The sequence below is a fragment of the Pseudomonas sp. H2_D02 genome (assembly GCF_054677635.1).
In genome coordinates this window covers 1,677,721-1,698,006 of the sequence record NZ_CP162816.1, presented here as the reverse complement: position 1 = coordinate 1,698,006, position 20,286 = coordinate 1,677,721, and the positions used below count along the sequence as shown (strand labels likewise).

Genomic DNA, 20,286 nt, shown 5'->3' with positions numbered 1-20,286 from the left:
AAAAGTACCGGGAAACGGTCAGACAAAGTCAAGACAGATCGCAACGCGAGGTTTACTGTAGTCGCCCTGTGCCCGGCGATCGTGTCGACGCAGTTATCCGGACGCCCGCCTCCAGCCGCGCCGGAATTTTTAGTGTACAAAAGGTCGTTCAAGTAAAAAGGAAACCCGCAGCGATGGCGTATTACCGAACTCCTCAAGACGTGACCGCTCTGCCCGCCTGGCAAGCGCTGAATGACCACCGCAAAGCCATGCAGGATTTCAGCATGCGCGAAGCGTTCAATGCCGATCCGCAGCGTTTCAACCAATTCACCCTTTCGAGCTGCGGCCTGTTTCTCGATTATTCGAAGAACCTGATCAACGCCCAGACCCGCGACCTGCTGGTGGGCCTGGCGAACGAAGTCGACCTCAAGGGCGCGATCAAGGCGCTGTTCGAAGGCGAAATCGTCAACGCATCGGAAAACCGCCCGGCCCTGCACACCGCCCTGCGCCGTCCAGTCGGCGACAAGTTGCTGGTCAACGGCGTCAACGTGATGCCGGACGTGCACAAGGTGCTGAACCAGATCACCGACCTGGTCGGCCGCATTCACGACGGCCTGTGGCGCGGTTACACCGAGAAGCCGATCACCGACGTGGTGAACATCGGTATTGGTGGTTCGTTCCTCGGTCCGCAACTGGTGTCCGAAGCACTGTTGTCCTACACGCACAAAGGCGTTCGCTGCCACTACCTGGCGAACATCGATGGCAGCGAGTTCCACGAACTGACCATGAAGCTGCGCGCCGAGACCACGCTGTTCATCGTCTCGTCGAAATCCTTCAACACCCTCGAAACCCTGAAGAACGCCCAGGCCGCCCGTGCCTGGTACCTGGCCCAGGGCGGTTCGGAAGCGGAGTTGTATCGCCACTTCATCGCCGTATCGAGCAACAACGCGGCCGCCGTGGCCTTCGGCATCCGCGAAGAGAACATCTTCCCGATGTGGGACTGGGTCGGCGGTCGCTACTCGCTGTGGTCGGCCATCGGCCTGCCGATTGCCCTGGCCATCGGCATGTCGAACTTCAAGGAACTGCTGTCCGGCGCCTATTCCATGGACCAGCATTTCCAGAGCGCCCCGTTCGAACAGAACATGCCGGTGCTCCTGGCATTGCTGGGCGTGTGGTACGGCAACTTCTGGGGTGCGCAGAGCCACGCGATCCTGCCGTACGACCATTACCTGCGCAACATCACCAAGCACTTGCAACAGCTGGACATGGAATCCAACGGCAAGAGCGTGCGCCAGGACGGTACGCCAGTCTCTACCGACACCGGTCCGGTGATCTGGGGCGGCGTCGGCGCCAACGGCCAGCACGCTTACCATCAGTTGCTGCACCAAGGCACCCAGTTCATCCCGGCCGACTTCATCGTGCCGATCGTCAGCTTCAACCCGGTTTCCGACCATCACCAGTGGCTGTACGCCAACTGCCTGTCCCAAAGCCAGGCGCTGATGCTCGGCAAGACCCGCGCCGAGGCCGAGGCCGAGTTGCGTGACAAGGGCATGAGCGAGGACGAAGTGCAGAAGCTGGCGGCACACAAGGTGATTCCGGGCAACCGTCCGAGCAACACCCTGGTGGTCGAACGCATCAGCCCGCGCCGCCTCGGTGCGCTGGTTGCCCTGTATGAACACAAAGTGTTCGTGCAAAGCGTGGTCTGGGGCATCAACGCCTTCGACCAGTGGGGCGTGGAACTGGGCAAGGAACTGGGCAAGGGCGTCTACAACCGCCTGGTGGGAAGCGAAGAGAACCCAGCCGAAGATGCCTCGACTCAAGGCCTGATCAACTACTTCCGCGGGCGTCATCGCGGCTGATCCCTGAGTCTGTTTTATCCCTGTGGGAGCGGGCTTGCTCGCGAAAGCGGTGGATCAGTCAACTAAGATGTTGACTGACACACCGTCTTCGCGAGCAAGCCCGCTCCCACAGTTGCTTTGTGCATGACTTGAACCCACGGGCCACCGAGCGCATCTTTATACCTTGTCGCAAAACAAGAATAAGGAACCGTCATGTTCGATATCAGCCAGTACCCCCACGCCGATGCCGTCCGCCGGGCTGCGCAACTGAGTCAGGACGAGTACAAGCGGCTCTACAAAGAATCCATCGAACACCCCAGCACCTTCTGGGCCGAGCAGGCCACGCGCTTTCTCGACTGGATGTCCCCGTGGCAGACCGTCCAGCGCTACAACCTCAAGAACGGCGACGCGAGCTGGTTCGCCGGCGGCACGCTGAACGTCAGCGCCAATTGCATCGACCGACACCTGGCGACGCGCGGCGACCAGACCGCGATCATCTGGGAAGGCGACAACCCCGCCGAATCGGCAGAAATCAGCTACAGAAAACTTCATCATCACGTGTGTCGCCTGGCCAACGTGCTGAAAAGCCGTGGCGTGAAGAAAGGCGACCGGGTCTGCATCTACATGCCAATGATTCCGGAAGCGGCCTACGCGATGCTCGCCTGCACACGTATCGGTGCGGTGCATTCGGTGGTGTTCGGCGGCTTTTCGCCGGATTCACTGCGCGACCGGATTCTCGATGCCGATTGCCGCACCGTCATCACCGCCGATGAAGGCGTGCGCGGCGGGCGTTTCATACCGCTCAAGCGCAATGTCGACAAGGCGCTGGAAAGCTGCCCGAACGTCAGCACCGTGCTGGTGGTCGAGCGCACCCAGGGCGAGGTGAACTGGGTCGAAGGACGGGACCTCTGGTATCACCAGGCCACACATGAGGTGAGCGACGATTGCCCGCCTGAACCAATGGACGCCGAAGACCCGTTGTTCATCCTCTATACCTCCGGCAGCACCGGCAAGCCCAAGGGTGTGCTGCACACCACTGGCGGTTATCTGCTGCAAGCGGCGATGACCTTCAAGTACGTACTCGATTACCGTGATAACGAAGTCTTCTGGTGCACCGCCGACGTCGGCTGGGTCACTGGCCATAGCTACATCGTCTACGGTCCGCTGGCCAACGGTGCCACCACGCTGATATTCGAGGGCGTGCCGAGTTATCCGAGCAGTTCGCGGTTCTGGCAGGTGATCGACAAGCATCAAGTCAACATTTTCTATACCGCGCCAACCGCCCTGCGTGCACTGATGCGCGAAGGCGCAGCGCCCCTGCAGGAAACTTCTCGCAAGAGCCTGCGATTGCTCGGCAGTGTCGGTGAGCCGATCAACCCCGAGGCGTGGGAATGGTATTTCAACGTTGTAGGCGAACAGCGTTGCCCGATTGTCGATACCTGGTGGCAGACCGAGACCGGCGGCATCATGCTCAGCCCCCTGGTGAGCGCGCCACGGCTCAAGCCAGGCTGCGCCACGCGACCGATGTTCGGCGTGCAACCGGTGCTGCTGGATGAGGTTGGCAAGGAAATCATCGGCGCGGGCAGCGGCGTGCTGGCGATCAAGTCGAGCTGGCCGGCACAGATTCGCAGCGTCTATGGCGATCACCAGCGCATGGTCGATACGTACTTCAAGCCCTACCCTGGCTATTACTTCACAGGTGATGGCGCCCGGCGCGACGAAGACGGCGACTTTTGGATCACCGGACGCATCGACGACGTCATCAACGTCTCGGGCCACCGTATCGGCACCGCCGAGGTGGAAAGCGCCCTGGTGCTGCACGACAGCATTGCCGAAGCGGCGGTCGTCGGTTATCCCCACGACCTCAAGGGCCAGGGCATCTATGCCTTCGTCACCCCGATGGACGGTGTCGAGGCCAACGATGAGCTGAAGAAGGAGTTGCTGGCCCATGTCAGCAAGGAAATCGGAAGTTTTGCCAAACCGGAGCTGATCCAGTGGGCGCCGGCCCTGCCCAAGACTCGTTCGGGCAAGATCATGCGACGGATCCTGCGCAAGATCGCCTGCAACGAACTCGACAGCCTCGGCGACACCTCGACCCTGGCCGACCCGAGCGTGGTGGAGGGCCTGATCGACAAGCGCCTGAACCGCTGATGATTCCTTGTGGGAGCGAGCTTGCTCGCGATGGCGGTGTATCAGTTGATACCGATGTCTCTGACCCACTGTTATCGCGAGCAAGCTCGCTCCCACAACGACCACGCCAGCCATAACTGTTAAACTCCCGCGCCTCATTTCTCTAAGGCGCGCCCGGCATGTCTTCCTTGAATCTGGCGCTGCGCGCCGCCCTCGAACAGCGCCAGGCCCTGCTCGACCAACTGCACCGGCAAGGCACCGACTGCTATCGCCTGTTCCACGGCAGCCAGGAAGGCGCGCCCGGCCTGACCGTCGACCGCTACGGCCCGCAACTGCTGGTGCAGAGTTTTCATCAGTCGCTGGAGCGAGATGAGCTGCTGCAACTGCACGGCATCGTCAACGAACGCCTGGGCCTGGACAGCCTGCTGGTCTACAACGATCGCTCCCGGGGCAACTCTCGCATCGACCGCCAGGACAGCGTCTACCAGGCTGACGAGGCCGCCCTGCAAGACCTCATCGGGCATGAATGGGGCTTGAACTACCGCGTTCGCGGGCGTCATGCCGGCCAGGATCCGTTGCTGTTCCTCGACCTGCGCAACGCACGCGGCTGGGTCAAGGACCACAGCCGGGGCAAAAGCGTCCTGAACCTCTTTGCCTACACCTGCGGCGTAGGCCTCAGCGCAGCGGCTGGCGGAGCGCGGGAGGTCTGCAACCTGGATTTCGCCGAAGGCAACCTGGCGGTGGGACGCGAGAACGGCTTGCTCAACCCGGAGCTGCCGACGATGGAGTTCATACAGTCGGATTATTTCCCGGCGATTCGTCAACTGGCCGGCCTGCCCATCAGCCAGCGGCGCGGGCAGAAACTGCCCAGCTATGTTCGCCTGGAACCGCGCCAATATGACCTGGTGCTACTTGATCCGCCCGCCTGGGCCAAAAGCGCCTTTGGCACCGTCGATCTGTTGCGCGATTACCAGAGTTTGCTCAAGCCAGCGCTGCTCACCACCGCCGACGATGGCGTGCTGATCTGCTGCAACAACCTGGCGAAGGTATCCATGGACGACTGGCGCGAACAGGTGTTGCGGTGTGCGCAGAAGATCGGTCGGCCGGTACGCGAATGGAGCGTGCTGGCGCCCGGCGACGATTTTCCGTCACAGGATCGGCAGCCACCGCTCAAAACATTGATTCTCCAGTTCTGAGCAGGCCCCAGCAATCCCACAAAAAAAACGGACAAATCTCATAAAACACAGTGGCTTCGGAACCGTAAACGCATGCCATACTCCAAGGCACTCCGATTCACACCAGACGAAGCCACACATGCCCAAAGGATTGATTCGCGCTCTCGGCGCCCTGTTGACCGCATTGGCCCTCTACAGCCTGTTGGGCTTCCTGATATTGCCGGGCATTGCCCTGCGTATCGCCAACCAGCAACTGGCCGCCCACGCGACGGTGCCGGCCCAGATCCAGCGCATCGAACTCAATCCTTTCAGCCTTGAAGTGACTGTGTGGGGCTTGATGGTCGGCGAGCCGGGCAAGGAGCAGGTTGGCTTTGAACGCCTCTACGCGAACCTGCAGCTCGACAGCATTTGGTCCGGCGCCCTGCACCTGGCCGACATCGAGCTCGACAAGCCAAAGACCGAAGTGATATTCGCCAAGGACGGTCAGTTGAACCTGCTGGGCCTGTTCAAACTGCCGCCCAGCGAGCCAACGCCAGCCGATCCCGAGGCCAAGCCATTTCCCTTGCGAGTGGACCGGATCAAACTCGCCAGCGGCTACGTTCACTTCCAGGACCTGCGGCCCAGCGAACCCATCGAGTTTCTCTACGACACCCTCGATTTCGAACTGAAGAACCTCAGCACCCTGCCCGACGACAGCGCAGACATGACCCTCGTTGCCGCGGGTCCCGCGGGCGGGCAGATCGACTGGAAGGGCAACTTCAGCCTGGCGCCGATTGCCTCCGAAGGGACGCTGAAAGTCACCGATGGCCAGATGAAAGCCTGGTGGCCCTATGTGCGTGACGCGGTGCCCCTGGTGTTGGAAAACGGCGTGCTGAACCTCAGCACCGACTACAAACTCAACCTCGCCAAGGGCACGGAACTGCTGCTCAACAACACGGCTATCAGTGTCGCCCCTTTCGCCATCAAGGCACCGGATGGCCGTCCCCTGGCCAGGCTTGAGCGTCTCGACGTCAGCGAAACCTCCCTGGACCTGGCGAAGCAGCAGGTCATCGTCGGCAAGGTTCGTAGCCAGAAACTCGAAACCTGGGCCGCGCGGGAAGCGGACGGACAATTGGACTGGCAGAAGCTCTTCGCCAGCCAGCCAGCCAAGCCAAAGGCCAAGGTCGAACCGGCGTCCGCACCGGCAGCCGCCGACTCGCCCAAGCCTGAGCCGACAGCACCGAGCAAGCCGTGGCAGGTGCTGTTGAAAGATGTGCAACTGCGTAATTACCAAGTGCACCTGGCCGACCGCCAGGCACAGCCGGCCGTCGCGTTGGAGGTCGGCCCACTTAACCTGGACCTGCAGAACTACGACACCCTCAATGGCTCGCCTTTCAATCTCAAGCTGGATACCGGGCTGGGCAAGCAGGGCAAGATCCTCGCCGATGGCGTGGTCAACCTGAACCCCGTCACTGCGAAGCTCAACGTCAAGACGCAAGACATTGACCTGCGAGTCGCCCAAGCCTACATCAATCCGTTCATTCGCCTGGAGCTGCGCTCCGGGATGCTCGGCAGTGATCTGGTGGTGGACCTCAAGAACACCGCCCCCCTGGCATTCGCGGTCACCGGCCGTGCCCAGGTCGATCAGTTGCACACCCTCGACACCCTCAAGACCCGTGATTTTCTCAAATGGCAGCGCCTGGAAGTCCAGGGCCTCAATTACCAGCATGGCGACAGCCTGTCGATCGACAAGGTCAACCTGTTCCAGCCCTATGCGCGCTTCATGATCAACGAAGATCGCACCACCAGCGTCGACGATCTGTTGATTCCACAACCGGCCGATGGACCCGCGAAGAATACGGCGGCCAAACCGGCCTCGAAGGACAAGCCGCTGGGTATTCATATTGGTGGCATCGCCATCAACGATGGCTCGGCCAACTTCGCCGACTTCAGCCTGACGCCAAACTTCGCCACGGCCATCCAGCAACTCAACGGTGAAATCGGCACCATCGACAGCCGCCAGGCCAAGCCGGCCAGCGTGGATGTGAAGGGCAAGGTCGATCGCTATGCACCCGTCACTATCAAGGGCGCGGTCAATCCCTTCGACCCGATGGCGAGCCTCGACATCGCCACCAGTTTCAAACGGGTCGAGCTGACCACCCTGACGCCCTACTCCGGCAAGTTCGCCGGCTACCGCATCCGCAAGGGCCGGCTCAATCTCGACCTGCATTACCGGATCACCAAGGGCCAGCTCCAGGCCGACAACAAAGTCGTGGTCGAGCAGTTGCAACTGGGTGAAAAGGTCGACAGTCCAGACGCCGTCAGCCTGCCGCTCAAGCTGGCCGTCGCCTTGCTCAAGGACTCCGAGGGCAGGATTACCATCGAACTGCCGGTCTCCGGCAACCTCAACGACCCGCAGTTCAGCGTGATGCCGATTGTCTGGCAGACCCTGCGCAACCTGGTGGTCCGCGCAGCCCAGGCGCCATTCAAGCTCATCGGCGGGCTGGTGGCCGGCGGTGGCTCGGAAGACCTGGGGAGCGTGGCATTCGCACCGGGGTCCAGCGAATTGAGCAAGGAAAACGAAAGCGTGCTGCTCAAGCTGTCCGAAGCCTTGGGCAAGCGTCCCGAACTGCGCCTGGAAATCGAAGGCACCGCCGCCGAAAGCAGCGACGGTCCGCTGCTCGCCGGCCAGCGCCTGGAACGCGAATACCAATACACCTATTACAAGATGCTGCAGCGCCGGGGAGACAAAGTCCCGGCCAAGGCTTCGTTGCTGCAAGTACCGGAAGATGAAAAACCTCCCCTGCTGGAAGGAATCTACCGCACTCGCCTGAAAACCCAGCCACCGGCTGAATGGACGCAGTTGGACAAGAAGGCCCGCATCGAGAAACTCCGGGAAGGGGTCATCACGTTCTGGAGCGGCAGCGACCTGCTGTTGCGTGAACTGGGCCAGGAGCGCGCCAGCAGCATCAAGGATTTCCTGGTGGACAAAGGCAAGCTAGCCGATGACCGGGTGTACTTCATCGACGCGAGCCTGGGCCAGGCCGAAAAAGACGGTACCGTCATCACCCCAATGCATTTGGATGCGGAATGAAATGAAGTCTCTGTACGGACTCAGCCTGAGCCTGCTGCTACTCGCAGCCGGCCAGGCCTCGGCCGCCGATACATTGCGTTGCGGCAGCCAGTTGATCAGCGTCGGGGATCGTTCGAGCGAGGTGCTGCAAAAATGTGGTCAGCCTGCGGCGCGTGATGACCTGGGCTACAAACGCAGCGTCAACCGCCGGGAAGAATATCCGGTGGAGGAATGGACCTACGGGCCCAACAGCGGGATGTACCAGTATTTGCGCTTCGAGGGGAACCGGCTGGTGCAGATCACCAGCAAGCGTGGGCGGTGATGGGCTGGGCTATTCCAGGATATCTGCAGCGACAGTGCCGACGCCTTCGCGAGCAGGCTCGCTCCCACAGGGGCCGGGTTGTTTCTGGAAGAAAGCGATCAAATGTGGGAGCGAGCCTGCTCGCGAAAGGGACTACCCGGTTTCCCTGACTGGCTCACATGCTCTCTCCCAGAATAGAACAGGCCCCCGGCACGAATGCCGGGGGCCTGTAATGGCCACGTCCGTGTGGCCTTTCGCATGAACTCCAAAGCGACGGCAGACGTATAACCCAGCCCGTTTGCCGCGCCTTCTCCCGTCCAGGCGAGAAGTCTTTCCTTATTCGGATTTCAGGCCATCAGCCGATACGGCTTTGACGCCTTTGATTTTCTTGGTGATCGCGACGGCGGTGTCTTTCTGCGCATCGCTCAAGACAGTGGTCGAAGACAGCGACACAACACCCTTGTTGGTTTCAACCTTGATGTCGGAGCCTGGAATGCCTTTCTCGGTGACCAGGTCGGCTTTGACCTTGGTGGTGATCCAGGTATCGGAAACGTCTTCCTTAGCCTCTGTCACTTCGCCCGCAGCCAGCATCATCGGGGCCTGAGTTGCTTGAGTGGTCTCGGCGAAAGCGCTAGCCATGGTCAGGGTCAGTGCAGTGGCAGCAGCGGCAGTGATAGCGAACTTCTTCATACGAGTAACTCCTGTTTTTCTCAGAAACTGCCGAAAGTGCATCGCGGCAGGTTGTCAGGAGTAGTGCGAAGGCTGTGCCAGTTTTGAAACAAAAGAAATTTCCTGATAAATCAAATAGTTAAGCGAAGCGGTTGTTTTCACAATCATGCAAATTGCATGACCGGGGATTTTGGTACATGCAACTTGCGGGTTTAAGCCGTTCGCTAACGTTATGAATTAACAAGATTTTCCGTGGCGAGGGAGCTTGCTCCCGCTGGGCTGCGTAGCAGCCCTTAATGTAAGCCAGACGGCGCAAGCAATCTTGCGCCATGGTGACGGACTTGAGCCTCAGGTGGATGAGGTATTTACGGTGCAGCCGCTACGGTGCAGCCGCCCGCTGGCAAGAACTCTTCAGCAACATTAGAAGCACAGGTCCAGGCGCCCGTTCCGGCACGACTGAGAGTGATCGTTTTACCAACAATGGAAGAAGGCGCTTCCTTGATGGTGCAAGTGACGGTGGCGGTCCCGGCAGCAGCATCACCTGAGACAGCCATTGTGCAATTATTGCTTGATGCCGGTACGCCCGTGTTGGCAGCGGTTGGCGTCGTACCTTTATTCAGAAGGTCTTCAACCGGCACCTTCAACGAAGAAGCCTCCGCCAACCCGACCGTCACCTTCGCCCGCGCCTGATACTTCGAATACTGCGGCAACGCAAACGTCGCCAGGATCCCAATGATCGCCACCACGATCAGCAGCTCGATCAGCGTAAAACCCTTTTGCTTGTTCATAGACATCTCCCATGCATGAGTCGAAATCTCATGACCTGAAGCGGCCGTTGCAGGGCACGTGCCAACCCTGGAAAGCCCATCCAGCCAAGGCCTTCCCCGCCGCAAAGGCCCGCCGTCCTACCCCAACAACCGCACTATCTGACGCTTTTTGTCACCTCTGCTCGCTGGTCAGCCGCCTATGCTTGACTAGGCTATAAATCATGAACAGCCCGCGTCCGGTATCCCCATGAATGACATCGCCCTCAGCGGCCTGGCCAAGCAATTGGTGCTGGCCGAACTGATCACCGAACAAAGCGCGCAGCAGGCTTTTCAACAGGCCCAGCGCAATCGAGTGCCCCTGGTCAGTTACCTGGTGCAGAACAAACTGATCCAGAGCCGGCAGGTGACGGAAATCGCCTCGGAGCATTTCGGTATAGCCCTGCTGGACCTCAACAGCCTCGACAAGGACAACCAGCCCGCAGGCCTGGTCAGCGAAAAACTGGTGCGCCAGCATCACGCCCTGCCGCTGTGGCGGCGCGGCAACAAGCTGTACGTGGGCATTTCCGACCCCACTAACCATCAAGCCATCAACGACATCCAGTTCAGCACCGGCCTGACCACCGAAGCCATCCTGGTGGAAGACGACAAGCTCAGCGATGCCATCGAGAAATTCTTCGAGTCCAGCAGCACCGGCCTGGAGGGCATGGCCGACGTCGACCTCGACGGCCTGGACATCGAGTCGACCGATGATCGCAAGCAGGACAGCATCGTCGGACAGGACGGCGACGATGCGCCGGTGGTGCGCTTCGTCAACAAGATGCTGCTGGATGCCATCAAGGGTGGCTCTTCCGACCTGCACTTCGAACCCTATGAAAAAACCTACCGGGTCCGGGTGCGCACCGACGGCATGCTGCGAGAAGTCGCCAAGCCCCCCATCCAACTGGCCAACCGTATTGCCGCGCGACTCAAGGTCATGGCCAGCCTGGACATCTCCGAGCGGCGCAAACCCCAGGACGGTCGCCTGAAGATGCGCCTGTCAAAAACCAAGTCCATCGACTTCCGGGTCAACACCCTGCCCACGCTCTGGGGCGAAAAAGTGGTGATCCGGATCCTCGACCCCTCCAGTGCGCAAATGGGCATCGATGCCCTGGGCTACGAGCCGGAACAGAAAGACTTGTACATGGCCGCCCTCAAGCAGCCGCAGGGACTGATCCTGGTGACCGGGCCGACCGGTTCGGGCAAGACCGTGTCGCTCTACACCGGCTTGAACATCCTCAACACCGTGGACATCAATATTTCCACCGCCGAAGACCCGGTGGAAATCAACATGGAAGGCATCAACCAGGTCAACGTGAACCCACGCCAAGGCCTGGATTTCGCCCATGCCCTGCGCTCGTTCCTGCGCCAGGACCCGGATGTGATCATGGTCGGCGAGATCCGCGACCTGGAAACCGCCGAAATCGCCATCAAGGCCGCCCAGACCGGGCACCTGGTGCTGTCCACCCTGCACACCAACAGCGCCGCCGAAACCCTGGTCCGCCTGCATAACATGGGCATCCCAGGGTTCAACATCGCCACGGCGGTGCACCTGATCATCGCCCAGCGCTTGGCGCGAAAATTGTGCACGCATTGCAAGAAAGCCATCGAGATTCCCGAGGAAACCCTGCTCAAGGAAGGTTTCCCCCGGGAACGCATCGGCTCATTCACGATCTATGAGCCGGTCGGTTGCGAACAGTGCAACAACGGCTACAAAGGTCGCGTGGGGGTATACGAAGTGGTCAAGAACACGCCGGAGCTGCAACGGTTGATCATGGCCGAGGGCAACTCCCTGGAAATCGACCTGCAAATGCGCAAGGACGGCTTCAACGACCTGCGTACGTCGGGGCTGGCCAAAGTGATGCAAGGCGTCACCAGCCTCGAAGAAATCAACCGGGTCACCAAGGATTGAACATGGCGGTCAAGGCAGTAAAAACCGACGTCTACGTGTGGGAAGGCAAGGACCGCAAAGGCACGAAAATGTCCGGCGAACTGACCGGCCAGAGCCCGGCGCTGATCAAGGCGCAACTGCGCAAACAGGGTATCAATCCAGGCAAGGTGCGCAAGAAATCCACTTCGATATTCAGCAAGGGCAAGCGCATCAAGCCGTTGGACATCGCCCTCTTCACACGCCAGATGGCGACGATGCTCAAGGCTGGCGTGCCGTTGCTGCAAGCGTTCGACATCATTGGCGAAGGCTTCGACAACGCCAACATGCGCAAGCTGGTGGACGAGGTGAAACAGGAGGTCGCCGTCGGCAACAGCTTTGCTGCGGCGTTGCGCAAATGCCCGCAGTATTTCGATGAGTTGTATTGCAACCTGGTGGACGTCGGCGAGCAGGCCGGTGCCCTCGATACGCTGCTGGACCGGGTCGCGACCTACAAGGAAAAAAGCGAGGCCCTCAAGGCCAAGATCAAGAAAGCCATGACGTATCCCGCGGCCGTGGTAGCTGTCGCGGCCGTGGTCACGAGCATCCTGCTGATCAAGGTCGTGCCGCAGTTCGAGTCGGTATTCGCAGGCTTTGGCGCAAAATTGCCGGCCTTCACGCTGATGGTCATCGGCCTGTCGGAATTCTTGCAGGAATGGTGGTGGATACTGCTGGGTGGGTTGGTGGGTGGATTTTTCGGCGTGAAATATGCGCTGAAGCGCTCCCAGGCATTCCGTGACTGGCGGGACAAGTGGCTGCTCAAGCTGCCCCTGGTGGGCACCCTGATGTACAAGTCCGCCGTGGCTCGCTATGCCCGTACGCTGTCCACGACATTCGCCGCCGGCGTGCCGCTGGTCGAAGCCCTCGACTCGGTGTCGGGCGCCACCGGCAACGTGGTATTCAAGCGTGCGGTGCTTCGCATTCGACAAGACGTCTCGACCGGCATGCAGCTGAATTTTTCCATGCGTGCCTCCGGCATCTTCCCCAACCTGGCGATCCAGATGACGGCCATTGGCGAGGAATCCGGCGCGCTGGATGACATGCTCGACAAGGTGGCGAGTTTTTACGAAGCCGAAGTGGATAATCTGGTGGACAACCTCACCAGCCTGATGGAACCCTTCATCATGGTGATCCTGGGGGTGGTCGTCGGTGGCCTGGTGGTTGCCATGTACATGCCCATCTTCCAACTCGGCTCTGCGATCTGACATGCCCTTGAGCGAATTCTTCCTGCTTTACCCCTTGGCTTTCGTGCTGACGGCACTGCTGCTCGGGCTGATCATTGGCAGTTTTCTCAACGTGCTGGTTTGGCGCCTGCCGAAGATGCTTGACCGTGAATGGCGGCTACAAGCCCAGGACTTGCTCGGCCTGCCGGCCGAAGCTCCCGGCCCGGTCTACAACCTGATGCTGCCCCATTCCCAGTGCCCGCACTGCGGCCACCGCATCCGCGCCTGGGAAAATATTCCACTGCTCAGCTACCTGGCGTTGCGCGGGCGCTGCTCCAGTTGCGCCGCCCCCATCGGCAAGCGCTACCCATTGACCGAGCTGGCTTGCGGCGCCCTGTCTGCGTTCGTCGCCTGGCATTTCGGCTTCGGCTGGCATGCGGCAATGGCGATGGTGCTGAGCTGGGGCTTGTTGTCCATGAGCCTGATCGACGCCGAGCATCAATTGCTGCCCGACTCTCTCGTACTGCCCTTGTTGTGGCTGGGCTTGATCGTCAACAGCTTCGGGCTGTTCGTGTCCCTCAACCAGGCATTATGGGGCGCTGTCGGCGGTTATCTGGTGCTGTGGGTGGTGTTCTGGGTGTTCAAGTTGCTGACCGGCAAGGAAGGCATGGGCTATGGCGACTTCAAGCTGCTGGCGATGCTGGGCGCCTGGGGCGGCTGGCAAATCCTGCCAGTGACGCTGCTGCTGTCTTCGCTGGTGGGCGCCGTCGTCGGCGTCGTCATGCTGCGCATGCGCAACGCACCGACATCGACACAGATCCCCTTCGGACCCTATCTGGCGATTGCCGGCTGGATTGCCTTGCTCTGGGGTGGTCAAATAACCGACTTCTATTGGCACTCAGTCGGTTTCTAATGAACAGCTCCGCGGAAAAACCCTGGATTCTCGGCCTGACCGGAGGCATCGGCAGCGGCAAGAGCGCGGCGGCCCAGCACTTCATCGACCTGGGCGTGCACGTCATCGACGCTGACCATGCAGCGCGCTGGGTCGTCGAACCCGGACGCCCAGCGCTGGGTAAAATCGCCGAGCACTTTGGCCCGGGTGTGCTGCAAGCGGACGGCGCGCTGGATCGAGCCGCGCTGCGCACGCTCATCTTCGAGAATGCCGAGGAGCGCCGCTGGCTGGAAGCCCTGCTGCACCCGCTGATTGCCGAAGAGATCGCCCATCATCTGGCCCAGGCAAGATCGTCCTATGCGATCCTGGTGTCACCGCTATTGATCGAGTCGGGGCAGTACGCCATGACCCAGCGGATCCTGGTGATCGACGCACCTGAACAATTGCAGGTCGAACGCACCTTGCAGCGCGACCAGACCAGCGAGCAGCAGGTCCAGGCGATCCTCAAGGCTCAATCAAGTCGCCAGGATCGCCTGAGCCATGCCGACGACGTGGTGGTCAACGACCGCGACCTCGCCTGGCTGCACAGCGAGGTCGAGCGCCTGCATCACTTTTACCTTACCTTGCGTGGAGGCCAATCATGAGCCAACCCCCAATCGTTGATTGCCCAACCTGTGGCGCCCCGGTCGAATGGACCCCTGAAAGCAAATTCCGGCCGTTCTGCTCGGATCGCTGCAAGCTGATCGACCTCGGCGCCTGGGCGTCGGAAGAACACAAGATTCCGGTGGCACCGGACGCCGAGGATGAGTTGTTCAGCGAAGACTTTAATCCCCGCTCGCATCACTAAGGCCTGGCCTGAATCATTGTGGCGAGGGGATAAATCCCCTCGCCACAGAGTCATCGGGCAGCATTCACCCCCTAAGGCCGCATGAACCCGTAATCCTGGCTGTCGTCGAGATTTTCCGCGAGGAAGCTCAACTCATCGGCCAAATCGTCGACACTGCGTACGGTCTTGCTCTGCTGCACGATTGCGCTGAGCAATGCTCGCAGGCTCAAGCCCGGATCGAAGCCGATCTCCATGGCCGCGTCGTGACTGCGCCGGACTTCTTGCCTCGCCCACTCATAAACACTCATGGTTGCACTCCTGGAAATTTTCCAAAGCATGCAGCGCGGCAGGCGGTGCAGCCTTGACGTGAATCAAGGCTTGTCCTCATCGTTCCAGGGCGCCGACAGGTAGCGCGTGCGGTTGAAGGTCTCCAGCCATTCGGGACTGAACACCACCAGCGCGCTGACCACCATGCCGTTGATGAAGGCCTCGGGGAAGATGATCAGCCAGAGGTAACCGATGAAGTCTTCCAGCCAGTACGGCATGACGAAGATGCCGTCGTACCAGAGCAGGCCAAGCCCCAGCAGCAGGCACCCCAGCGCCGAAAGCGCGGCGGCGAGAAACCCGGAGCAGAAGATATACACAAACAGATTGCGCGGCTGGGCACGCTCCACCAGGACGGCGCAACCTTCAGTGATCAGCACCGGCAGGAGAATCAACAGCGCGCCATTGATGCCGACCGCCATCATGTCCTGGCGGCCCAGCAGCACCAGCGCGAGCTGCGCACAGAGCCCACCGAGGATCGCCAAGGGCCAGTCCAGCAGCAAGGTAACGGCCGTCATGCCGAGGAAGTGATACGAGACGCCCGTGTCGAAGTCTCGCCGTACCAGCCACAACAGGAACAACGCCAACACCGTGCCGAACAGCAAATGCTGGCGACGGCTGTCAGTAAACAACTCGACCCACCGCGCCCGCGCCACTGCCCAAGCCAGCACCGGCACGTAAACCAGCCAGCCGACCGTCAGGGTCTGCGGTGAGAGCAGTTCGGCACCGATCATGGCAACTCCTGCGAAGGCGTGAACGTGGTACAGCGCGGGTTCGAGCACCGGTTCAACAGGCAGCTCGTTCGCTATTCAGTAACGATGCTCCCAGGCTGTTGCACCAATGCCATTGCAAACTTGCCGAAGCCCACCGACCAATCCGAATAGTCATTTTCGTGCATGAAAATGAACACGTCTTGCGGGCGAACCTGGGCTTGGCCGGCGAGATTGTCAGCGATGCCTTTATAGAGGTCACGCTTCATCGCATCGCTGCGGCCTCTGCGCATCGTAATCTCAATCACGATCAAATTGTCTGAACGAGCCACACCATTGAAAGTTCGGCTGTAGAAGAACTGTTGCGGATCATAGTCCGTCACCAGGTTGAACAATTCATCCTGGGGCATACCAATGCCGTCGACCAACGCTTGGTGTATGCCATCGACGATGCGTTGGCGCTGTTGCTGGCTGGTGCTTTTGGTGACAGCTGTACGTACAAACGGCATGTGAGTTGCTCTCAATTGGATTCTCGAATAGTCCACCACCTGAACAGTGTGCGGATAAGCGCAAGCCCAGCGATTTTGCGCAAACCTCACGTTCGCCGATAACGATTTATGCGGCCGGAGTATTTGAGTTAAAGTCACTTCATGAGACGTCGCCTGCCCCCATTGAATGCGTTGCGTACCTTCGAGGCTGCGGCTCGACTCGGGAAAATGACGTCCGCTGCCGAAGAGCTTTCCGTCACGCCCGGCGCTGTGAGTCGCCAGGTACGCCAGTTGGAACTGAGCCTTGGCGTCGATCTGTTCGAAGGGCCCAAGAACAAGCCGCAGCTCACCACGGCCGGCAAAGAACTCTTGCCTCAATTGACGGCCGCGCTGGACCAGATCGAGGCGGCAGTGGGCCGGGTCCGGGATACCGCGACAGGCACCCTGGACGTCTCCTGCTTCAGCACGTTTACCGTCAAGTGGTTGATACCTCGCCTGTTCGACTTCAACTCGACTTACCCGGATATCAAGATTCGCTTGAGCTCACCGGTCGCTGGGGCCGATCCGGGCCGGGATCGCTATGACGTAATGATCACCGCGGAGCAGGACGTCATTGGCGAACCAGAAAATACGGTCCTGCTGTTTCCTGAACGACTGGGCATCGTTTTGTCGCCGGCATTAGCCGCACGCCTGCAACTCACCGATCTGAGCTCGATCTTCAGTCATCCGCTGCTGCATACCCGAACGCGTCCAGACGCCTGGGCAAACTGGGCCAACGCGGTTGGCTACCGGGACACGCCCCCGACCGGACTGGAATACGAGCACTATTACTTTACTTTGGAAGCGGCAATTGCCGGCTTGGGGATTTGCGTCGCCCCTTGGCATCTGGTGGCCGACGATATTCGCCTTGGCCGCCTGGTGGCACCGTTTGGCTTTTATCCGAGCCGTTATGTCTACCTGGCGAAGCGAAGCGGGCAACACAGCAAGAAACTGGAGCTGTTCTGCGCCTGGCTGGCGCATCAGGCTGAACAGGACGGCCCGCCAGGCCCTGCCTGAGCGATAATTTGCCCTCAGCGACACGCTTTATTTTTTATCAACACATTTGAACGCTAAGCTTGGGCTCATGGATGATTCCGATTATTTACGCCTGCTGACGATCGCTGCCGAGCAGGCCAACGCCTTTCTCTCCAATGCCCGCAAATGGGAGCGTGAGCGTTGGGTCTGCCAGCGCCTGCTGCAAGGGCTGAACGTGCCCTATCGCGCCGACGAGTTTGCGCCGGCCGGGGAGCCGCCAGACGTCTTGTTCCGCGATGCCAACTTCGAAGTGTTCTTTGTGCTCGACGAAGGCCGTCGCCTCAATGACGAATGGCGCGATGAACTACAGCGTCGCCGCAGCGCCTTCTCCCTGAGCCAACTGGTGCGCCGCGAGGCCAAGCCCCGGCGGATCCCCGCCAACGAATTCCTGATGCGGCTGGCGCCGACCCTGCGCAAGAAAGCCCACAACTACACCGAGCGCGGCATGGACCTGGGAGAGTTGGACATCATCGCGTTCGCCAGCCTCAAGCGCGAAGTGCTGGACCTCAACAGCCACTTTCCGCCGCCGACCGAATACCTGCGCCAGGGTTGGCGCTCCTTGTCGCTGGTGGGGCCGACCTTCGCCCGCGTACTGTTCGCCCATCCCGATGCGCCGGATTTCCTGCGGGGCAACCTGGGTCGCAGCATCGTCTTCGATGTCGGGATCAGCCTGTGAGCCCCTTGCAGGAACTGATCGCCGCCGTGCCGCAACAGGGCCGCGTGCGCTGGATCGGTGTGCGGCCCCAGGGTCACGCGCCGATGATCGAGCTGGACGCCGTGGAGGCGCGCCTGGAGGCCGGTCTCACCGGCGATCATGCGCGCCCCGGCGTGCGCAATGCGCGGCAGGTGACGTTGATCCAGTGGGAGCACCTGGGCGTGATCAGCTCGCTGATGGGCCGTCCCGACGATCAGCCCATACTGCCGCGAGAGCTGCGGCGCAATATCGTAGTCAGCGGGATCAACCTGTTCAGCCTCAAGGGCCGGCGCTTTCGCATCGGCCAGGCCATTTTCGAAACCACCGGCTGGTGCCAGCCCTGCGCACGGCTGGAGCGAAACCTTGGCGAAGGTACATTCCAGGCGGTACGCGGCCATGGCGGAATCACCGCCCGAGTGTTAAAAAGTGGAATCATTCGCCTGGACGACAGCCTGATCGTCGAACCCGTTCCGGCGAGCGGCTACGCGGCTTTCAATGCCGGCTAGCCGGACGCTGTAACGTCTTCACATCCCGCAACGTCTACCTGACGAGGCCTTTATGACCAGTCGCCTGAACCCAGATGACCAGAAGCATGTCGAAGAGTACCTGCAACTGTCCCAGCACCGAGTCGAGCGCCGGCCTTTTCGGCCGTGGATGCTCCTCGTGGTGGTACTGGCCGTGACCATCGGCCTGGGCCTGTTGAGCCGACTGATCAGCTACCTGACGCTATGAGCCGCTTTTTGTCGCTGATGCTCGCGCAGGTAACGGCACCGAATTCCTTTAGCCTTGCGAGATATCCCCATGACTCATCGTATTGTCATCGTTGGCGGCGGCGCCGGCGGCCTGGAGTTGGCTACCCGTCTGGGTAAGACTCTGGGCAAGCGCGGCACGGCCAGTGTGATGCTGGTCGACGCGAACCTGACCCACATCTGGAAACCCCTGCTGCACGAAGTGGCTGCCGGTTCCTTGAACTCCTCCGAAGACGAACTCAACTACGTCGCCCAGGCGAAATGGAACCACTTCGAGTTCCAGCTCGGGCGCATGAGCGGCCTGGATCGCGAGAACAAGAAAATCCAACTGGCCGCCACCTATGACGAGGCGGGTGTGGAGCTGTTACCGGCCCGGGAGCTGGGCTACGACACACTGGTAATCGCAGTGGGCAGCACCACCAACGACTTCGGCACCGAGGGCGCGGCGCAACACTGCCTGTTCCTTGATACTCGCAAACAGGCCGAGCGCTTCCACCAGCAATTGCTCCACCACTACCTGCGCGCCCATGCCGGGCAGACCGATATCGTCGAGCGCATCAGCGTCGCCATCGTCGGCGCGGGCGCGACGGGCGTCGAACTGGCGGCCGAACTGCACAACGCCGCCCACGAATTGCATGCCTACGGCCTGGACCGGATCAAACCGGAAAACATGCACATCACCTTGATCGAGGCGGGTCCACGGGTCTTGCCAGCGTTGCCTGAGCGTATCGGCGGACCGGTGCACAAGACCCTGGAAAAACTCGGGGTCAACGTCATGACCAACGCTGCCGTCAGCCAGGTGACCGCTGACAGCCTGGTTACGGCGGATGGCAAAGTGATCGACGCGAGCCTGAAGGTTTGGGCGGCCGGGATTCGTGCGCCGGAATTTCTCAAGGACATCGATGAGCTGGAGACCAACCGGATCAATCAGCTGCAGGTGCTGCCGACGCTACAGACCACGCGCGACGAGAACATCTTTGCCTTCGGCGACTGCGCCGCCTGCCCGCAACCGGGCAGCGACCGCAACGTTCCACCCCGCGCCCAGGCCGCGCACCAACAAGCCTCGCTGCTAGCGAAATCGCTGAAATTGCGGATCGAAGGCAAGGCCCTGCCGGAATACAAATACACCGACTACGGTTCGCTGATCTCGCTGTCGCGCTTCTCGGCGGTGGGTAACCTGATGGGCAACCTGACCGGCAGCGTGATGCTCGAAGGTTGGCTGGCGCGGATGTTCTATGTGTCGCTGTATCGCATGCACCAGATGGCGCTGTACGGGATGTTCCGCACGGCGATGCTGATGCTGGGCAGCAAGATCGGGCGCGGGACTGAACCGCGGTTGAAACTGCACTGAGGATAAAAAGCGAAGCGCCAGCCGCGTGTGGTGGCGCTGAGCTATAGAGATGCATCGCCTGTTCCATGGTCTTCGCGAGCAAGCCCGCTCCCACAGGAGATCGAGTAGTTCACGAGTACGCGATCAACTGTGGGAGCGGGC

Annotated in this window: 20 protein-coding genes; 15 read left to right on the top strand and 5 right to left on the bottom strand. The window is 60.6% G+C overall.

From position 1 onward, the window contains the following. Positions 1-173: 173 nt before the first annotated feature. From pgi to AB4N42_RS07755, 5 genes are all read left to right on the top strand, one after another. Entirely contained in the window at positions 174-1,838 is a 1,665-nt protein-coding gene (gene pgi / locus AB4N42_RS07775) for a glucose-6-phosphate isomerase (protein WP_030140245.1), read from the top strand. A gap of 192 nt (positions 1,839-2,030) precedes the next feature. Continuing rightward, complete coding sequence (acs, locus tag AB4N42_RS07770) at positions 2,031-3,968, top strand: acetate--CoA ligase (protein WP_030140246.1); 1,938 nt, start codon at positions 2,031-2,033, stop codon at positions 3,966-3,968. A gap of 158 nt (positions 3,969-4,126) precedes the next feature. Next, the gene (locus AB4N42_RS07765) at positions 4,127-5,143 is read left to right on the top strand and encodes a class I SAM-dependent rRNA methyltransferase (protein ID WP_030140247.1); all 1,017 of its coding nucleotides are present in this window, start codon (positions 4,127-4,129) and stop codon (positions 5,141-5,143) included. Positions 5,144-5,261: 118 nt separating this feature from the next. Then, entirely contained in the window at positions 5,262-8,195 is a 2,934-nt protein-coding gene (locus AB4N42_RS07760) for a DUF748 domain-containing protein (protein ID WP_217860357.1), read from the top strand. A gap of 1 nt (position 8,196) precedes the next feature. After that, entirely contained in the window at positions 8,197-8,496 is a 300-nt protein-coding gene (locus AB4N42_RS07755) for a DUF2845 domain-containing protein (RefSeq protein ID WP_030140249.1), read from the top strand. Between the two features lie 315 nt (positions 8,497-8,811). Here AB4N42_RS07755 and AB4N42_RS07750 read toward each other — a convergent pair whose 3' ends face one another. Together AB4N42_RS07750 and AB4N42_RS07745 are read right to left on the bottom strand one after the other, a co-directional pair. Then, on the bottom strand, positions 8,812-9,165 hold the full coding sequence (locus tag AB4N42_RS07750; RefSeq protein WP_030140250.1) for a BON domain-containing protein: 354 nt from the start codon (positions 9,163-9,165) through the stop codon (positions 8,812-8,814). A gap of 344 nt (positions 9,166-9,509) precedes the next feature. Further along, positions 9,510-9,932, bottom strand: a complete 423-nt coding sequence (locus AB4N42_RS07745) for a pilin (RefSeq protein WP_030140251.1) — start codon at positions 9,930-9,932, stop codon at positions 9,510-9,512. Between the two features lie 226 nt (positions 9,933-10,158). Between AB4N42_RS07745 and pilB the strand changes: the two genes are divergently transcribed. From pilB to yacG, 5 genes are read left to right on the top strand one after another with little or no spacing between them, the layout of a single operon-like run. Then, complete coding sequence (gene pilB, locus AB4N42_RS07740; RefSeq protein WP_460116048.1) at positions 10,159-11,859, top strand: type IV-A pilus assembly ATPase PilB; 1,701 nt, start codon at positions 10,159-10,161, stop codon at positions 11,857-11,859. A gap of 2 nt (positions 11,860-11,861) precedes the next feature. Further along, on the top strand, positions 11,862-13,079 hold the full coding sequence (locus tag AB4N42_RS07735) for a type II secretion system F family protein (protein ID WP_460116047.1): 1,218 nt from the start codon (positions 11,862-11,864) through the stop codon (positions 13,077-13,079). Between the two features lies 1 nt (position 13,080). Further along, positions 13,081-13,950, top strand: a complete 870-nt coding sequence (locus AB4N42_RS07730) for a prepilin peptidase (RefSeq protein WP_030140254.1) — start codon at positions 13,081-13,083, stop codon at positions 13,948-13,950. Continuing rightward, positions 13,950-14,573, top strand: a complete 624-nt coding sequence (gene coaE / locus AB4N42_RS07725; RefSeq protein WP_217860360.1) for a dephospho-CoA kinase — start codon at positions 13,950-13,952, stop codon at positions 14,571-14,573. The genes AB4N42_RS07730 and coaE overlap by 1 nt, the downstream gene beginning before the upstream one ends. Continuing rightward, positions 14,570-14,776 (top strand): DNA gyrase inhibitor YacG, encoded by a 207-nt coding sequence (gene yacG / locus AB4N42_RS07720; protein ID WP_030140256.1) that lies wholly within the window; start codon positions 14,570-14,572, stop codon positions 14,774-14,776. The genes coaE and yacG overlap by 4 nt, the downstream gene beginning before the upstream one ends. 71 nt (positions 14,777-14,847) lie before the next feature. On the opposite strand, the gene AB4N42_RS07715 is transcribed toward yacG, so the two are convergent. The 3 genes from AB4N42_RS07715 to AB4N42_RS07705 all read right to left on the bottom strand — a co-directional run bounded on the left by AB4N42_RS07715 (position 14,848) and on the right by AB4N42_RS07705 (position 16,298). Beyond that, positions 14,848-15,063: a hypothetical protein gene (locus tag AB4N42_RS07715; protein ID WP_460116046.1), complete on the bottom strand. Its 216-nt coding sequence runs from the start codon at positions 15,061-15,063 to the stop codon at positions 14,848-14,850. A 63-nt stretch (positions 15,064-15,126) separates the two neighbouring features. Continuing rightward, complete coding sequence (locus tag AB4N42_RS07710) at positions 15,127-15,813, bottom strand: energy-coupling factor ABC transporter permease (RefSeq protein WP_030140258.1); 687 nt, start codon at positions 15,811-15,813, stop codon at positions 15,127-15,129. Between the two features lie 71 nt (positions 15,814-15,884). After that, a complete protein-coding gene (locus AB4N42_RS07705) occupies positions 15,885-16,298 on the bottom strand; it encodes a tautomerase family protein (RefSeq protein ID WP_030140259.1) in 414 nt (137 codons plus the stop codon). 141 nt (positions 16,299-16,439) lie between these two features. On the opposite strand from AB4N42_RS07705, the gene AB4N42_RS07700 reads away from it, so the two are divergent. The 5 genes from AB4N42_RS07700 to AB4N42_RS07680 all read left to right on the top strand — a co-directional run bounded on the left by AB4N42_RS07700 (position 16,440) and on the right by AB4N42_RS07680 (position 20,145). Beyond that, a complete protein-coding gene (locus AB4N42_RS07700; protein ID WP_030140260.1) occupies positions 16,440-17,333 on the top strand; it encodes a LysR substrate-binding domain-containing protein in 894 nt (297 codons plus the stop codon). 67 nt (positions 17,334-17,400) lie between these two features. Then, positions 17,401-18,027, top strand: a complete 627-nt coding sequence (locus AB4N42_RS07695; RefSeq protein ID WP_030140261.1) for a DUF1780 domain-containing protein — start codon at positions 17,401-17,403, stop codon at positions 18,025-18,027. Next, a complete protein-coding gene (locus tag AB4N42_RS07690) occupies positions 18,024-18,551 on the top strand; it encodes an MOSC domain-containing protein (RefSeq protein ID WP_198798128.1) in 528 nt (175 codons plus the stop codon). Before AB4N42_RS07695 ends, AB4N42_RS07690 begins: the two co-directional genes overlap by 4 nt. A 52-nt stretch (positions 18,552-18,603) precedes the next feature. Next, entirely contained in the window at positions 18,604-18,777 is a 174-nt protein-coding gene (locus AB4N42_RS07685; protein WP_003185543.1) for a DUF3094 domain-containing protein, read from the top strand. 69 nt (positions 18,778-18,846) lie between these two features. After that, positions 18,847-20,145: an NAD(P)/FAD-dependent oxidoreductase gene (locus AB4N42_RS07680; protein ID WP_460116043.1), complete on the top strand. Its 1,299-nt coding sequence runs from the start codon at positions 18,847-18,849 to the stop codon at positions 20,143-20,145. Positions 20,146-20,286 lie beyond the last annotated feature (141 nt).

What these genes read in the sequence shown, in the direction of transcription:
- pgi (WP_030140245.1), top strand. Translation starts at nt 174, where the DNA reads ATGGCGTATTACCGAACTCCTCAAGACGTGACCGCTCTGCCCGCCTGG.
- acs (WP_030140246.1), top strand. Translation starts at nt 2,031, where the DNA reads ATGTTCGATATCAGCCAGTACCCCCACGCCGATGCCGTCCGCCGGGCT.
- AB4N42_RS07765 (WP_030140247.1), top strand. Translation starts at nt 4,127, where the DNA reads ATGTCTTCCTTGAATCTGGCGCTGCGCGCCGCCCTCGAACAGCGCCAG.
- AB4N42_RS07760 (WP_217860357.1), top strand. Translation starts at nt 5,262, where the DNA reads ATGCCCAAAGGATTGATTCGCGCTCTCGGCGCCCTGTTGACCGCATTG.
- AB4N42_RS07755 (WP_030140249.1), top strand. Translation starts at nt 8,197, where the DNA reads ATGAAGTCTCTGTACGGACTCAGCCTGAGCCTGCTGCTACTCGCAGCC.
- AB4N42_RS07750 (WP_030140250.1), bottom strand. Translation starts at nt 9,165, where the DNA reads ATGAAGAAGTTCGCTATCACTGCCGCTGCTGCCACTGCACTGACCCTG.
- AB4N42_RS07745 (WP_030140251.1), bottom strand. Translation starts at nt 9,932, where the DNA reads ATGAACAAGCAAAAGGGTTTTACGCTGATCGAGCTGCTGATCGTGGTG.
- pilB (WP_460116048.1), top strand. Translation starts at nt 10,159, where the DNA reads ATGAATGACATCGCCCTCAGCGGCCTGGCCAAGCAATTGGTGCTGGCC.
- AB4N42_RS07735 (WP_460116047.1), top strand. Translation starts at nt 11,862, where the DNA reads ATGGCGGTCAAGGCAGTAAAAACCGACGTCTACGTGTGGGAAGGCAAG.
- AB4N42_RS07730 (WP_030140254.1), top strand. Translation starts at nt 13,081, where the DNA reads ATGCCCTTGAGCGAATTCTTCCTGCTTTACCCCTTGGCTTTCGTGCTG.
- coaE (WP_217860360.1), top strand. Translation starts at nt 13,950, where the DNA reads ATGAACAGCTCCGCGGAAAAACCCTGGATTCTCGGCCTGACCGGAGGC.
- yacG (WP_030140256.1), top strand. Translation starts at nt 14,570, where the DNA reads ATGAGCCAACCCCCAATCGTTGATTGCCCAACCTGTGGCGCCCCGGTC.
- AB4N42_RS07715 (WP_460116046.1), bottom strand. Translation starts at nt 15,063, where the DNA reads ATGAGTGTTTATGAGTGGGCGAGGCAAGAAGTCCGGCGCAGTCACGAC.
- AB4N42_RS07710 (WP_030140258.1), bottom strand. Translation starts at nt 15,813, where the DNA reads ATGATCGGTGCCGAACTGCTCTCACCGCAGACCCTGACGGTCGGCTGG.
- AB4N42_RS07705 (WP_030140259.1), bottom strand. Translation starts at nt 16,298, where the DNA reads ATGCCGTTTGTACGTACAGCTGTCACCAAAAGCACCAGCCAGCAACAG.
- AB4N42_RS07700 (WP_030140260.1), top strand. Translation starts at nt 16,440, where the DNA reads ATGAGACGTCGCCTGCCCCCATTGAATGCGTTGCGTACCTTCGAGGCT.
- AB4N42_RS07695 (WP_030140261.1), top strand. Translation starts at nt 17,401, where the DNA reads ATGGATGATTCCGATTATTTACGCCTGCTGACGATCGCTGCCGAGCAG.
- AB4N42_RS07685 (WP_003185543.1), top strand. Translation starts at nt 18,604, where the DNA reads ATGACCAGTCGCCTGAACCCAGATGACCAGAAGCATGTCGAAGAGTAC.
- AB4N42_RS07680 (WP_460116043.1), top strand. Translation starts at nt 18,847, where the DNA reads ATGACTCATCGTATTGTCATCGTTGGCGGCGGCGCCGGCGGCCTGGAG.